The organism is Candidatus Ichthyocystis sparus (assembly GCF_900078745.1).
In the GTDB taxonomy this organism is placed as follows: Bacteria; Pseudomonadota; Gammaproteobacteria; order Burkholderiales; family 2013Ark19i; genus Ichthyocystis; species Ichthyocystis sparus.
The window spans coordinates 1-15,059 of sequence record NZ_FKII01000054.1; the positions used below are offsets into that span (position 1 = coordinate 1).

The window sequence follows — 15,059 nt, forward strand, 5'->3', positions numbered from 1 at the left end:
ATTCTATTCAACACCCTTATTAAAAGGTTTATTTTCTTTCTGGTTTTTCTCTGATCCTCTCACACAACAACCTTGTTTTAACATAACCGAGATCTGAAAAAGAGTCTCTGTGCTCACTATCACCTCCTGATTTACTCCCCCATCTCTACCTTAATCGATCGCCCCGATGGAAGAGCCACCTCACTTATTAAGACCAGACTCATCAATTTCTGAAACATTGCTACCATTTGAAACGCTGCGCGTTATTCTACCAAACATACAATTATGCCTTTTTATTATTTTTTACTTTGGTGTCGATGATTGATAAGGTATCAAATATTTGGCAAAAAGCACCCGTGCCATCCGTTATAAAGATGAGAAAGTATTATTTGTATGAACTTTTTATTGTTGCAATGATGAATAAGTAGTAAGCAAAGATATTTTGTGCATAAAGAATCCTAAAAATAAGTGATACTATGGTATTTATGCTAAATAGTTATTTTCTAGTTGCATTTATTTATATATGCTACTAACGGAAGATTTTTATTTTTCATTCACTAAGGGAAAAGCTACATGAAATTGTACTTTTTTGCACAGTTGGTGATAAAGGTGGTTTTGCTCTGAACCTAAGTGGTATTGGGCAGGGCTTAGAGTTATTGGTAGATGCCATTTATTTGGCTGGTTTTTATTCTCTGGAGGTGATATGTGTATTATTGCTTTAAACTGTACCGGTAGTCAGTTTTATTAAGATGGACTACAAGATTTTTAACTAATTTATGAATTCGGATGATTTTTCGTCCTGTTTGGATGATTTGTGTGGTTATTTTCCAATAGTATCTATAGAGTATGGCATGGCGGAAGATGATTGGAGTAGCTGGCAATTGTTGACCAAAAATTTGGGGGATAGATTATAGTCGGTACGAGATGATCTTTTTGTGACCCAGTCTTCATTTTTACGTAAGGGCATTGAAACTAAGTTTGCTAATTAAGCCTAACCAAGTTGGACGCTACCGCTACCATGAGCGCATTTTTTACGAGAAGGATCATTGCTTGGTCCGTGTATAAGTCTGGTACCGCTACCTAATATTCTTACTGTCATTGCAGATTCTTAGACCATCACTTTGCCATATTCCCTACCTCTAGCAGCAGCTAGAACTTGTCTTTGAACTCTCAAAGATCTGTTGATTTCGTATAGGGTTATGCCATATATTATCCTTTTTCTTGCATTTTTTCCCCTTACCTGCAGCCTGTCCCAATTTGGGTTTTGCACCCAGTTTTTGAGATGATCCGGAGCCACTAAGATTTTTTTATGATATCCGTGATAATATAAGTGCTAGATGGCACATGATAGAATTTTATGCTTCGTCATAACTACGCATGTTTAGACAAGCATGATACATGCTAGGTTTTGTTTGAATTTATTATGTACATTCTTACGAGTTAACAAAAGTTAGTTGCTGATTATAATATAAAAAATTACCGATTTTATACACAATAAAATCTCAATTTTTATATGATGCAAATTGATTAAAAAATTCGAATGAGATGAACTATAAGGTGATAAAAACAGCATCTAGTTCTTATTGTATATGACCAAACCGTTCACTGGTATATCAGCTCTTAGTATAAATGATGTGATTTAGTAGTAACAATCATGTTATATAATAAACTACTTAATGGCATTAATGCACTTTAATACATACACAAACTTCTTATCGTATGCTCTGTAGAATAACAAACAAAGACAGCTATTTCTTCCTTTTATTTTTATTATTGTTGCTTAAATACACACATGTCACAATAGCAACGAATCCTATCAAGATAGATGTATATACTAATACCCCAAAAGAATAACAATAATACCTCGCAGTCAACTCGTCTGCAGGTGCGCTAGCTTGATCAGAATTACTTAATTTTTTTGTAATACTAAGGAATAGCGGGAGTAACCCCGCTGCAATTGGTATTACTATCGCAGTGCTGAATATTAGTACGCTACATAAATCACGGTAACTTAATCTACCGCGACTAATGATACGTAAACGAGTCCTACCTTCGCGGCCATAGTAAGCATCTCGTGGTCCTTCGTGTGCTCTTACTGCTACCAAACCCGACAAGTCTTCTTCTCCACTTTCAGTACCATCTCTTCCTTTGTCAGTAGCAGCTAGTTTTTGTCCTTGACCTTTAAGAGTTCTTGCTCTTTTTCGGGTAGGGTTATGCCATATATCATTTTTTTTGTCTAACTTTTTATTTTCTCTACTGTATCCTGTTTTTGGTTTTGCATGCAATTCTTGGAACGATCCGGAGCCACTAGGATTAGTTAATGGTGCACCTGCTGATGCACCACCACGGCTACTACCAGCACCTTTCTCTTCTGATTTTCCTCCTTTAGTATCTTGACTTATTGCCCCAAGAAGATATTCTCTTCCACTAACACTGGTTTCATCACTGTCTGAACTATTGTCACCAACTGAAGTGCCACATATTCTTTTATCCGACATGGACCATCCTCGCTTATTGTTTTTATATTGATGGGATATTACCACATCTACTGTAGCAGTATCTAAATAGTTAAGCATGCGCTCATGGGATACTAGCAAGATAACGGTATTATTTCCAACTTTTTTACATTTATTATGATAAATAACAAGCGTTTTATGTGTAGCGATTGTTGATTTTATTTTAGATGAGACATAATCATTTGTTATAATGTTTTAAACTCAATAAATTAGGAAATACTGCTTCAGCGTATGTTGATAATTTTGGTTATTTTTTGCGTTTTACTATGAAGTAAAGTACTTGAAATTATATTTTAGTTAGTGTGCATTTGATAGTTAGAAGATGTTTTTTCTCTATTGGAGTATGTGCATATTAGTTTGTCGCTAGTAATTATTTTATAAATCAGGATGGATTTTTTAATTCTACAAAATGCTTCGAGAATTTTTGAAGATGTTTTGGAATGAGTAGATTTAGTTACAAGGCAGTAAGTTAGAGTCTTTATTTACAATTGTTGCGAATTTGTTTGCTAAATAAATACGCAATATGTTCCCTATAGCATATTCATAGTACGATTAGTCAGCTTAATACAAATTAGGCAAAGGTTGGTATTTTTATGAAATGTTTACGCTTTCATTAAAATATATATCGATGTAAGTTTTACTAAAGATCCAGGAAATTCGCTATAAGTATAACATGCGAGGTGTATTTTTTAACGAACCAACACAGATACCACGCCATTCTATATTTCCTCCTAGAGTTCTATATCGTACTAATACAGCTCCCAAAAAACGTAACAACCATTCCATATATCACACAAAAGCATTTGATGATATTGTTGCTCTGATGTTGTATCTGTCAGCTTTATCTTTGTTCGAAGATCCACAGATAGATACTGAAGCAACAACACACATCAAGACAAATAGATATACAATCTATGCAACCACAGGATAGCAACAATTTCTCACGATTGGTTTACTTGCAGATGCACTTCATTGAGTATCATTTACTGGTCTTGCGATGTAATTAGTATCAAATATTGCTGTAATTGGTCCTACCACTTGTAGTAGTAATCATGATCGAAGCACATAAACTGACTAACCTACATCCACGGCCAGTGTACCATGTTAACCTAGTTCTCCTGTGACCATGGCTGGCCCGCGATCCTTCATGTGCCCTTACTGCTGATAAACACAATACGTCTTCTTCTCTTCTAGCGTCACCTTTTATTCAAGCGGCAGCAAATATTTGTTCTTGGCCTTTCAAAGATCTTGCTAGTTTTGGGGTAGGGCTATGCCATACATTATTCTTTTTCTTAGCTGATTTTCCCAACCCCCTGTGTTCTGATTTTGTTATAACACCTAATTTTCTAATTGATCCAGAGTCACCAGTACTTGTTAGTGGTGCACCTGATCCACAATCACCATCTTTACTCTCTGATTTTCCACCTTGTATCCTAACCGATTGCTCCAAGTGGATATTTACTTCCACCGGTACCAGGTTTACCAGTTTCTGAACTACCACCACTATCTGAAGCACTGTATATTCTTTTATCAGACATAGAACTACTCCTGTTTATTGTTTTTAGCACTTGTATTTGTTCAGAATTAGGGACATCTTCATACTCACCGTGGCAGTACCACAAATATAGATAACTCATATCAAGCAAATATTACTCAAACCCACCAACAATGGCACGCACAAAAAAGACAGGCTGCCGTCCAACAACGACTAAGCTACATTCTTCGTTAGAGCACGATCCAGGACTTGCATATCATGAATATTCCACTAACAAATATCATTACAGAACTTTGCTTACTAGCCTACTATCCACTACTATGGACACATTCACCCCTTTCTACTGTGTTACTCTATGTGCTCTTCATTAATTTGACTAAGCAACTCTTCTACTTATCCTAATAAGGCAAATAGTAAGCGTAAACTGCACTAATAGGCATGCATATTGTAACTAGTAGCTATTTCACATGCACTAATAATATCACCCTAGGTCCTGGTTCTTTTCCTGTAGAGCTGATTACTGCCAGGATCACGCCTACCCCTAGTTGCTGTTGCAGTGTGCAATGTGATGGTATCTTCTTCCTTGGCCTCCTGAGCAACAGCATGTTTTTGTTCTTCATCTTTCATAAAGTTTCACTGCCTTTCTGTCCTTTTTATTCTATTCAATATCCTCCTTTACATATTTTCTCTCTTTTCTTTCTGGTTTTTCTATGGGTTTTGCACCCAATTCCCTTGGTTGGACGTGGCTGAGAGATGACAAATAGCCCCTACTGGGCTCACCACATAATCTCCTGATTTGCTACTCCGATTCCTATCTTAATCGACTGCCACAAGAGAAGAGTTATCTCATTTATTAACATCAGATTCACCGATTTTTTAATCACTGCTATTATCTGAAATGCAGCTTGTTATCCTACCAGAGATACAACCATACTCTGTTATTCTGGTATTGTTTTTTTATGATAAACAATAATAATTTTATGTGTATTTAATTTATGTATAGAGCTATACGTAATAGTGCAAGAATTGGCTGATACGTTATAGAACCTTGTACTTTTATTTATGATGGCGTAGATTTCACATAGGGTGTATTCCACAATACAAGGCGATAGGTCTTTTTACATTTATTATGCGTTTCCATATAAATTAATAAAATTGTTAATTAATTAACCTATTAAAGGTTATTGATTTTATATTAGACAAAATTTATTTGTTTTTATAATGTTTTAAGTTTAATACGTTGAGATTGATCCAAGTATGTAGTAACAATTCTAGCCATTATTAGAATTATTGTTAGTTTTTTATTCTATGATATAAAAAGCGATGGATTATATTTTATTGTCATATTGGTAATGAATATGGTTTCTTCTCCATTAGAGTATGTACATATTGTACTTGGATTATGCTGGTAACAATTTTATTAATCAGAGATGTAATTATAATCATACTAAACGTTTTAAACATTTTTAGGGTTAGTATTTCTAGTTGTAGGATAGTGATTTGTTCTAATTCTTGAGCGACCAGTGACAGTTTCATTGTTGATTTTAGAGTAGTAGTGTACTCGTAGTAGGAGTGTATTTGTCAACAAACTAATACATGATCACATATAGTAATGGCACTTCAAAACGCGATCACCTGATTCATATTAAAGGTGATGGCAGTACCATAATTTTCCACCGTCGTGCGGTGCGCACAAATTACACCTACATAGCAAACAGTCACTGCACTTCCACTATTTTTCTAGCAACGTATACACATACGATTCTACCGCGTGTGCCACCTTATTTTTTAGATCCCATGTTCTTATTTAGCCTATGTGATACAACACAACAGCTAATGCCAGAAGTGATAGGAAGATGATGCCACAGATTACTAATATCCTTCTTTGCGATGCATGAAGAAAACTACGTGCCTTGCCATTTTCTTCATGAGAGGCTTCAGGGTTTAATAAATCATAAATTAAAATCGCTGAACATGGCATAAATATCAACGCCGCAACAGCAAAATCAAATGCCGCGTAACCACCGCGCCGTTCACTACCGGCTTTTTCTCCTCTTTGGGACTGGTCACCACCTAGACCATGTGAGTCTAGGACCTGATCTGAGTGTTCTTGTTGCTGTTATCATAAGCATATCCGCTTTACAAGTATCTTCTTTGCCACCCTCACAGCAGCAAGCTTTTGTCCTTGTCCTTTCAGGGATTTTGCTGATCTTCTGGCAGGGTTATTCCATATGTCATCCTTTTATTGCCTGATTTTCCCTGCCCCCTGTGTCCTGCTTTTGGTTTCGCACCTAGCCCTCTAGATGAACCGAGGTCACTGGGATTTGTTAATGATACACCCGATTCACTATCACCAACTTTACTCTCTAATTTTGATTTTTCATTGCCTTGACCTATAGCACCAAGCGGGGATTAACTTTCGCAAGTACCAAGGCTCATCAGTTTCTGAATTACTATTACCACCTGAAGTACCACACACTCTTTTATCAGGCACAGAATCGCCTCCGCTTATTGTTTTCGTATTAGGGACTGGGACATTTTTATACCTACTATGATATTATCACAAACAGTGAGGGATATCCTTGCAAGACACCGGTAAGAAGACAATGTGGTAAGTATCAGTCCTAATCCATTTTTTATAACGTCAAGTTAAGCCTGTCTGAAATAACAAACTCCCTCATTGTTCTTAATCTGCAATGCCACACAATCCATATCAAGCAAACATTACACAAACCAAACAAATACAAATCCACTAAAAATGGAGCACACAAAAAATACAAGCCGTTGTTAAGCAACAACCAAGAGCACATTCCTCCTCAAAAGTACTAACCATGAATATTTCACTAATAAACCATCATAGCACCCATAATTTCACTTGTATTATATGTTTTACTTATTTGTGATTATATTATTTTATACCGTGCTGCCCTCTACATTCTTAATGAATTTTATTAAGCAATCATATTTGCATAAGGCGATAATAAAACATATCAATATCCCAACAGAACCTTAATAATTGTTAGATTCTTGCAATACAATCGAGCGCTAACTTATTCTTTGCTCTGGCCTGTGTACAGGCGGTCACACAAGCAGATGAGTAGGGTTTATTAGAAGAAAGAAATACTCTGCAACAGCTGCAAGGATACACTGAGTTGATAAATCCACCCTGGCTAATTGGCAGATAGTACACCTAGCCTCTGCAAGAGGTAATCTCTTTTATACAAGCGCACTTCACCATTACCTAGTCGTTTGATAGCCTCTGCAAATTCTTCTTTTCTGGTGCTCCCTGAGCACTAGCACTGGAAGCTTAAGCATCACCATTACCATGACCACTTCCATCTCATGGGTTGACATGTAAAAATAGGAGAGGTGACACCTCCTGTTTTATCAGATTTATTTTGATCTACCACATCAAGAGGAGGTGAATCATCCTCATTGCCACTATTTTCGCTGAATTGTTAACATGCTGAAGCATCTTGTATTCCTTTATCAAACACGTAATCTTGCCTTGTTTATTAATTTTTATTGTTTATATGCATATATTTTAGCAAGGATTAGTACTTATTCTTATTACAAGATGTCACAGTACTTACATCAAAGGTAAAAAATGGCGGCCTATATTTTTTGACTTTGAGTCTAAATATTGTAGTATAACTTGATAGCCGTACGATGTGCTACATACGGAGAATCAGGGATTTTTTAAATTGATTATGCGATTCCTGCGGGCCGATAAAAACCGGCCATCCCAAGAATCATTAGATTTTATACATGAAAATTATCAATGACCCATCTCTTAAATACTAGAAACGAAAAGGCGATTCCTTGTCATTACAGATTAACAAAAAAATACCCATACCATCGAGTCACAAATGGGCTCACTAGTTACAGGTGAACATCAAGTGGATCACAGCAACGTAATGTTCTAGAGTAAACTACTTGCTGGTATTAACACGCACGCATACCTGCAAGCTTCTTAAAGTCAGCTATTTCTTCTATCTTTTTCTTTTTTTATTTTTTTCCAAAGACGATCTACTGCCGTGTATTACAAGAGCAACGAACATTACTGCGATAAGTAGAAATGTAACCGATGCAATTATAGGACCATAATCTGTCTTTGGTGATTCATCTGCAGATGTATTTTCTTGTCCGGTAATTAGCGATTTTACAGTATTACCAAGTGAAAGTATCACTAACACAATTGGTGTTCCTACTGCAATAGCAAGCGAGAACAATATACATAATAATTCGGGGCAACTATATCCACGCAATTCACCGCGTAAACTAAGTGTGCTATCTGCTTTTCTTCTACCGCGAGTATGATGAGAACTCCTCGGACCATCACATCTTACTACTCTTAAACCCGATGATGACACCTTTCCTTCTTTTTTATCGCCATCCTTTCCTTCATTAGAAGCAAGAAGTTGTCCTCGACCTTTCAAGGCCCTTGCTGATTTTCGGGTAAGGTTACGCCATACAACATCTTTTTTCTTCCGATGTTTTCCCTTGCCTCCCTCGTGTCCTACTTTTGGTCTCGCACCCAATTCCCTAGACGGTCCAGAATCGCCAGGACTTGTTAAAGGAGCACCCGATCCACGACCACCAGACTTACCCTCTGATTTACTGCCTTCTTCTTTAGTATCTTGACCTATCTCCCTAAGTGTAGATTTGCTTATATTATCACCAAGCCCGCCAGTCTCTGAATTACTATCACTACCCGAAACAGCATATATTATTCTATCAGACAGGACCATCCTGGTTTATCGTTTTTATGATAATTATACGCCTCCTTACCATAGTAGTACTGTTCAAATAGGGGGTGTACTACACTCTAAGATATTGATAAGAGAATAATGCTATTGCTAACTTATCTGCCATCATTATGGTAAATAATAAATATTTTATATAATGATGTAAGTATTGTTTAGTACGTGATGAAATATTATGTCTCATTGTTAGTTATGACTATATAGTTCCTATACAAGATGTTCAACAATAGAGGTGATAGATCTTTTTACATTTATAATTTGTTATCCATATAATTCAATAAAATTATTAATAAATTATCCTCCGAAAGGCTATATATTTTATATTAAACAAAATCTAGTTATTATTTATAATGTCATAGTGTTTTAAACTTAATAAATTGATATTGATTCAGCAGGCAACTTGCGTTCTTTTCTTTTATCGAACGTACAATTACCACTACTTATTACCTTCTACCATTATATGTTGCATTTGTATCGGTGAGATTATGCCCGTCTATGGAATGATTTAAATATTGCTATACTAATTTTTTACTTTTATAACAATAAATAAGTAATTTATGTAGAAGGAAATGTAATAAAGCTACCGGATCGGTGCGTAGTAAAAAAGCCTCATATTCTGTATAATTGGAGATTCTGTACAGGGTGATGCATGCCATAAATTTTTTGAATTCATTGTGTGATTCCTACGAACTGACAAAAACCTGCAAGCCGCCACCTAAAAAGATCTTATACATGATAAAACCTTGAGTTTGCATCTAAGTGATGCGGAAATTAAAAAATTCCAATGACCTAACTTTCTAGATACTAGAAACAGCATTAACCCGTTGTCGCGGATGAACAAAGGTATCTACAATTAGATCGAGATATACAATGTGATCTTATTAGAAACCCCTTGATAAACGAGCGGGTGGCAACAAAAATGTTCTAGAGTAAACCACACTACAGGCATCAATGCACACTAGCAAGATTTTTAAAGTCACTACATCTTCTTATCTTTTTCGTTTTTTATCTTTGTTCGGAGATACATATATCACAATAACAATGCACATTGCGAGAAATAGATATACAAGGGATCCAATTACGGGACAATAGTTGCTCATGGTTGATTTATTTACAGGTGCACTTCCTTGATCAGAATTTCCTGATTCTGCAATATCATTGAAAGAAATTAGCACTGCTGAAATTGGTCCTCCTATTACAACGGCAAGTGCGAGGAAAATACACAAATTAAGGCAACTGTAATTACTCAAATCATAACTAGTGCTACTACGTAATTTAGCCCTCATGCCACGACCATGGCGAATACATCGTGGTCCTTCTTCATGTGCTCTTACTGCCATCAAACCCGATAAGCATTCTTTGTCTTCACCATCATCTTTTTCTTCATAAGTGGCTAGAAATTGCCCCTGACCTTTCAAAGATTTTGCTGATTTTCGGGTGGGATTATGCCATACATTATCTTTTTTATTGCCAAGTTTTTTCTTATCCCCACTGAGTATTACTTTTGATCTAGTACCTAATTTATGAGATGGTCCAGAGTTACTAGGATTTGTTAATGGTACATTTGATCCACAACCATTACCTTTATCTTCTGATTTTTCATATTTAGTATCTTGACCTATTGCTACAAGGGGAGACTTACTTCTACTGATGCGAGTTCCGTCAGTTTCCAAACTACTATGGCTACTTGAAGCACCGCATATTCTTTTATCAAACATAAAATTACCCTCGTGTATTGTTCTCTTATAATATGGAACATTTTCATTCTTACTGTGGTGTTTCCACAAACAATGGAACATTCTTACAGGGTACTGATAAGAAAACAATGTTACTGTTAAATTTTAATTGCGGAAGTTAGATGGCAGTACACGTAATAATATAAGTTTTGGATGTCATAGAATTAAGTATTGTAACATAATTCCGTACAAGATGGCGCATGTTAGATTATGAATCTTTTTAAACTTGTCACGCATTACTATCACATGCTACTACAAGTTGACAAAAATTAATCAATCACTACATAAAAAATTATTTATCTCATATATGATAAAACCTCAATTTTTATATAGAGCAGATTGGTATTTGCATCTTATTAAGTAGGGTTAAAAATTCTAATGACTCGACCTTTTTGGTATTATACGTAGATGAGTATTGCCACACCATCACTATTATAGTCGAACAAAGATAATTTACACCACTGAACCGTACGAGCTACAAACCAATTTACCAATTTAGCAGTGCTTGGTAAACATAGTACAGATTAGCAACAACAACGTTCTAAAGTGTTATCTACTATTAGACATGCACGTGCAACATAAGCTCTTTGTTTTATTGTATGAGCTATAATAAATAAGATATTTTCTACCATTTTATTTTCTATGCCAGTGACAGTTTTACTGTTGATTTGTTAGTTTTTTCGAGTGTTGTCCAAATCAAGACTAGGGCACCTATCGTTTAGATTGCACTTTCAAATATAATCAACTTATTCGTAATAGAAAGGGAACTGGTCAAGGGTTGCTGTTTTTCTGTGTTATTGGTTGCTTTTTTTCCAGATCTTTTATTCTCATTTAACACATTATAACCACAAAGCATCACGATAATCAGCATGGGGGAGGGCAAACAATATTCAGCTAACAGGTTCGCAAGGATTGTCTTATAAAGGCCCCAACCATTTCATCAGTTGATGATTTATCGAAACCTTTGGTGGTTATTAACAATTCGCAATATAAAAAATCCACAAATGGCTTAATTGGGGCAACGTAACACATCTTAAAACCATCTCCTACGTTATCCGTGAGGGTGTTTTTTCTTGCAATAAGGACCGTTTTTCCCGGCCCGCACCTGAGTCAGGGCGCTACCTAACATTCTCACTGTTGGCAGATTATTCAGTCATTACATAATCACCTTTTCCACCTACAGAAGCAGCTAGAATTAGTCCTTGAGATTTCAAATATTTTGCCGATTTTCTGGCAGGATCATGCCCACACATCATTTTCTTTCTTCCAATGCCTTTCCCTAACCTCTCCCGTGTCTTATTTTTGGTCTTGCAGTTAATTCTTTAGACAATCCAGAGCCACTAGGACTTGTTAATGATGCACCTGACCATGAACTACATAGTACTTACTCTCCAGTTTTCCATCTCTGGTACCCCGACACTACTTCAACGGTAGATCCGTTTTTACTTGGTACCAGGTTCATTAGTCTCTGAACTACTATGACCGCTTGAAGCATCGCATATTTTTTTATCAGATGCCCCCGCTTATTGTTTTTGTATTTACCAATGGGATTTTGTATTAATGTGACACCTTCACGTACTTACAGTGTTATTGTTACAAACGGTGAGACACACCATTTTAAGATACTGGTGACAAAAACGCTATTGATGACCTTCTCACTTTTACACAGCCTTACTTACCACCATCACCTTCATATTTTCTCTTCACCCTGACCTACTAGCTCCAACCTGCGGTATGCACATTAATCATGAATAAATAACGTCAACCCCACCTAACTTCTGCCCCACCTCTGCTGCTACCTGAAACACTATTTTATATCTTTCTACCGTACGTACGTGTTGACCAAGAACCTGATACCCTTATTAGCAAATACCTATCTTAATATATTTTTCATAACACCAAGCCACGCCCCACCTAAAATGAAGATTCACTCTTTTGAAAAATTCTTAACTAACTTAATCCGTAGAGTCAGACAATTCATACCAAGCAAATACTACTATTCAGATCACATATCCACTAACAGCGTAATAAAGCAAAACAGTACGCACGAAAAAGACAAGCTTGCTGCCTACAACGGCCAATTACACGCCCTCCGCTAGAGCACAATTCCGAACGCCCTCCGCCAGATGGATATTTAACTAGCAGCAAATTACACAGAACTTTACTTATTACATGTTTCTTATCTACTTCATCCTATTGTCTCCTATCGTGCTACTCTTCGTGCTCTTCATGAATTTCAGCAAGCAATCCTTCTACACATTTGCATAAAGCAATAATAAAACATACCAATATCACAATAAGACCATTAAGCATCGAATTGTTGGCTCCTTGTGTCAATCCAATTAAGCTAACCGGTTCTTCGCTCCAGTCTCCGCGTACAGTCGATCACACATATTCAGATCACATATCCACTAACAGCGTAATAAAGCACGGCACGCACGAAAAAGACAAGCTTGCTGCCTACAACAGCCAATCACACGCCCTCTGCTAGAGCACAATTCCGAACGCCCTCCGCCAGATGGATATTTAACTAGCAGCAAATTACACAGAACTTTACTTATTACATGTTTCTTATCTACTTCATCCTATTGCCTCCTATCGTGCTGCTCTTCGTGCTCTTCATGAATTTCAGCAAGCAATCCTTCTACATATTTGCATAAAGCAATAATAAAACATACCAATATCACAATAAGACCATTAAGCATCGAATTGTTGGCTCCTTGTGTCAATCCAATTAAGCTAACCGGTTCTTCGCTCCAGTCCGCGTACAGTCGATCACACAAGCAGATGAGTGTAGGCGGTAGAAGAAATAAAAATCCTACAATAGCTGCAAGGGCACAATGAGTAGAAGCATCTATTCTGGCTCGTTGGCAGACATGACACTCAGCCTCGGTAAGGTGTAGTCTTCTCCCCTCTACAAGCGACATGCCAACACGATCGGCAGCCCTTGCCGATTCTTCTTCTTCCCTAGTAGTAGTGCCACCTGACCTACTAGAACCAGAACCAGATGAAGCGCCACCACCCTCTCCAGCACCACCTCCTCTTATGGGTCTACGTGTTAAAGTAGGAGGATCTTCCGTTCTCCCAGACCCATCTTGACCCACTCCACCAAGAGGAGGTGACTCACCTTCACCGCTACTTTCACTGGTTTCTGAATCGCTGCCACCATTTCGTACCATATGTATTCTTTTATCAGACATGCAACTTCCCCTTTTTTATATTTTACATATTTATTATGTTTATTATCTATACGCACACGCACACACTACAGCCAGGATTCATACTGCCTGTTCTTACCTTCCTATAGCTTATGCAATGTACCGCCGCACCTACACTCAAGGTATGGGGTGAGAAGAATAGTTTCTATTAACTTTTTAACTTTAAACATGAATAGTAACTATACTTAGTAAGACATATATTATATTTATTTATAACCATGCAAGCACTAATAAGTGATTGACATAATATGCGTGCGTTTCTGTTTATCTTGATAGAATAATGTACAGGTGTATGTACACCACAGATCTGATCTTTTTTGTACCATACTAGAAATTTTTAAACACACCTGAAAAATCCAATAGGTGTGGTGATAATAGGTATGATGATGTCTGAAAATAACATCTAAAAATAACTGAAATGATCTAGGTATCTAAATTTAATTTGACTATATGCCTGAAGGATTAAGTATTATCATTTTGTGATATATGGTAATCGAATAATGTTGCATAGACTAGAATTAAGAGTTAGTTTGTTTCAGGAGAAAAATTTGGTTTTATTGTTGACAAAAATTATTGTTTTGCTGTTTGAAATTATAGATACTTTCTTCTCTCTAGCAACACTAGTTCTTAGTCCTTGCGTGTTCGTTGCATTCCAATATAATTATGGCTAATATTTCTTGATTTAGCATTGTGATAAGCGGTAGTTTTTTGTGTCACATTTAAAGATTTTTCTGATCTTAGATTATGGTATGTAAAATACATCGCACTACCTTTTTTCTTTTCTTGTAACCTGGTTTTTTGCATTTTGTTGCGCTTGCTTCTATCATTGCACCTAATTTACATCCTTATGTAGTTTGTTAAAGATTTCACCAGTTTTTCTATTACTTTTACTACGCATATTGAATGATTATTATAAGGATATATATGTTTATCCTTCGTAACATATGATTTTCTATTGATTTGATTTTATATTTTTTTAACTATCTTATCAGAAGCACAGTGTATTATTCCGCAATGAATTTAGTAGCCCATGTTTATTGTTTTTATGATGAAATATCTCCATCATTTCTTTGCATAATGATAGACAATATCTCACGATCGAAAATAGAAAATTATTTTAATAACTTGGTTATTTATTATTAATAAATAAGTAGCAAGTAACAAACACAGTTTGTATATAAGTACCTGCATAATATATTGAAAATACTAATATGACATAATGAAACTACCTATTGTTTTGGCATTGTATAGATCTAGTTGATAGCTCTGATGGAAAATCTAGGCTTGAGCTAATACCTTGTTAGCTGTGTCTAGGGTTGCTGCAAAGGTTAGTAATTTATCCTTAGTTA

At 36.2% G+C, this 15,059-nt stretch carries 7 protein-coding genes and 1 pseudogene; 2 read left to right on the forward strand and 6 right to left on the reverse strand.

What is annotated here, in order from left to right:
• Positions 1 to 524: 524 nt before the first annotated feature.
• Positions 525 to 893 (forward strand): annotated as a pseudogene (locus A6733_RS09395) (hypothetical protein).
• Positions 894 to 1,727: 834 nt separating this feature from the next.
• On the opposite strand, the gene A6733_RS05225 reads toward A6733_RS09395, so the two are convergent.
• The 3 genes from A6733_RS05225 to A6733_RS08940 all read right to left on the reverse strand — a co-directional run bounded on the left by A6733_RS05225 (position 1,728) and on the right by A6733_RS08940 (position 4,617).
• Positions 1,728 to 2,477, reverse strand: a complete 750-nt coding sequence (locus A6733_RS05225) for a hypothetical protein (protein WP_092460580.1) — start codon at positions 2,475 to 2,477, stop codon at positions 1,728 to 1,730.
• A 1,225-nt stretch (positions 2,478 to 3,702) separates the two neighbouring features.
• Positions 3,703 to 3,945: a hypothetical protein gene (locus tag A6733_RS05235; RefSeq protein WP_092411600.1), complete on the reverse strand. Its 243-nt coding sequence runs from the start codon at positions 3,943 to 3,945 to the stop codon at positions 3,703 to 3,705.
• 531 nt (positions 3,946 to 4,476) lie between these two features.
• The gene (locus A6733_RS08940) at positions 4,477 to 4,617 is read right to left on the reverse strand and encodes a hypothetical protein (RefSeq protein ID WP_176696777.1); all 141 of its coding nucleotides are present in this window, start codon (positions 4,615 to 4,617) and stop codon (positions 4,477 to 4,479) included.
• A 1,383-nt stretch (positions 4,618 to 6,000) separates the two neighbouring features.
• On the opposite strand from A6733_RS08940, the gene A6733_RS08350 reads away from it, so the two are divergent.
• The gene (locus A6733_RS08350; protein ID WP_141663396.1) at positions 6,001 to 6,243 is read left to right on the forward strand and encodes a hypothetical protein; all 243 of its coding nucleotides are present in this window, start codon (positions 6,001 to 6,003) and stop codon (positions 6,241 to 6,243) included.
• A 1,739-nt stretch (positions 6,244 to 7,982) separates the two neighbouring features.
• Here A6733_RS08350 and A6733_RS05250 read toward each other — a convergent pair.
• The 3 genes from A6733_RS05250 to A6733_RS08945 all read right to left on the reverse strand — a co-directional run bounded on the left by A6733_RS05250 (position 7,983) and on the right by A6733_RS08945 (position 13,692).
• A complete protein-coding gene (locus A6733_RS05250) occupies positions 7,983 to 8,741 on the reverse strand; it encodes a hypothetical protein (protein WP_092411598.1) in 759 nt (252 codons plus the stop codon).
• Between the two features lie 1,004 nt (positions 8,742 to 9,745).
• A complete protein-coding gene (locus tag A6733_RS05255) occupies positions 9,746 to 10,474 on the reverse strand; it encodes a hypothetical protein (protein ID WP_092460582.1) in 729 nt (242 codons plus the stop codon).
• A 2,603-nt stretch (positions 10,475 to 13,077) separates the two neighbouring features.
• Positions 13,078 to 13,692 (reverse strand): hypothetical protein, encoded by a 615-nt coding sequence (locus tag A6733_RS08945; RefSeq protein ID WP_092411596.1) that lies wholly within the window; start codon positions 13,690 to 13,692, stop codon positions 13,078 to 13,080.
• Positions 13,693 to 15,059 lie beyond the last annotated feature (1,367 nt).

Coding starts and splice junctions, on each gene's coding strand:
- A6733_RS05250 (WP_092411598.1), bottom strand. CDS start 8,741: ATGGTCCTGTCTGATAGAATAATATATGCTGTTTCGGGTAGTGATAGT.
- A6733_RS05225 (WP_092460580.1), bottom strand. CDS start 2,477: ATGTCGGATAAAAGAATATGTGGCACTTCAGTTGGTGACAATAGTTCA.
- A6733_RS08350 (WP_141663396.1), top strand. CDS start 6,001: ATGCCGCGTAACCACCGCGCCGTTCACTACCGGCTTTTTCTCCTCTTT.
- A6733_RS05255 (WP_092460582.1), bottom strand. CDS start 10,474: ATGTTTGATAAAAGAATATGCGGTGCTTCAAGTAGCCATAGTAGTTTG.
- A6733_RS08940 (WP_176696777.1), bottom strand. CDS start 4,617: ATGAAAGATGAAGAACAAAAACATGCTGTTGCTCAGGAGGCCAAGGAA.
- A6733_RS08945 (WP_092411596.1), bottom strand. CDS start 13,692: ATGTCTGATAAAAGAATACATATGGTACGAAATGGTGGCAGCGATTCA.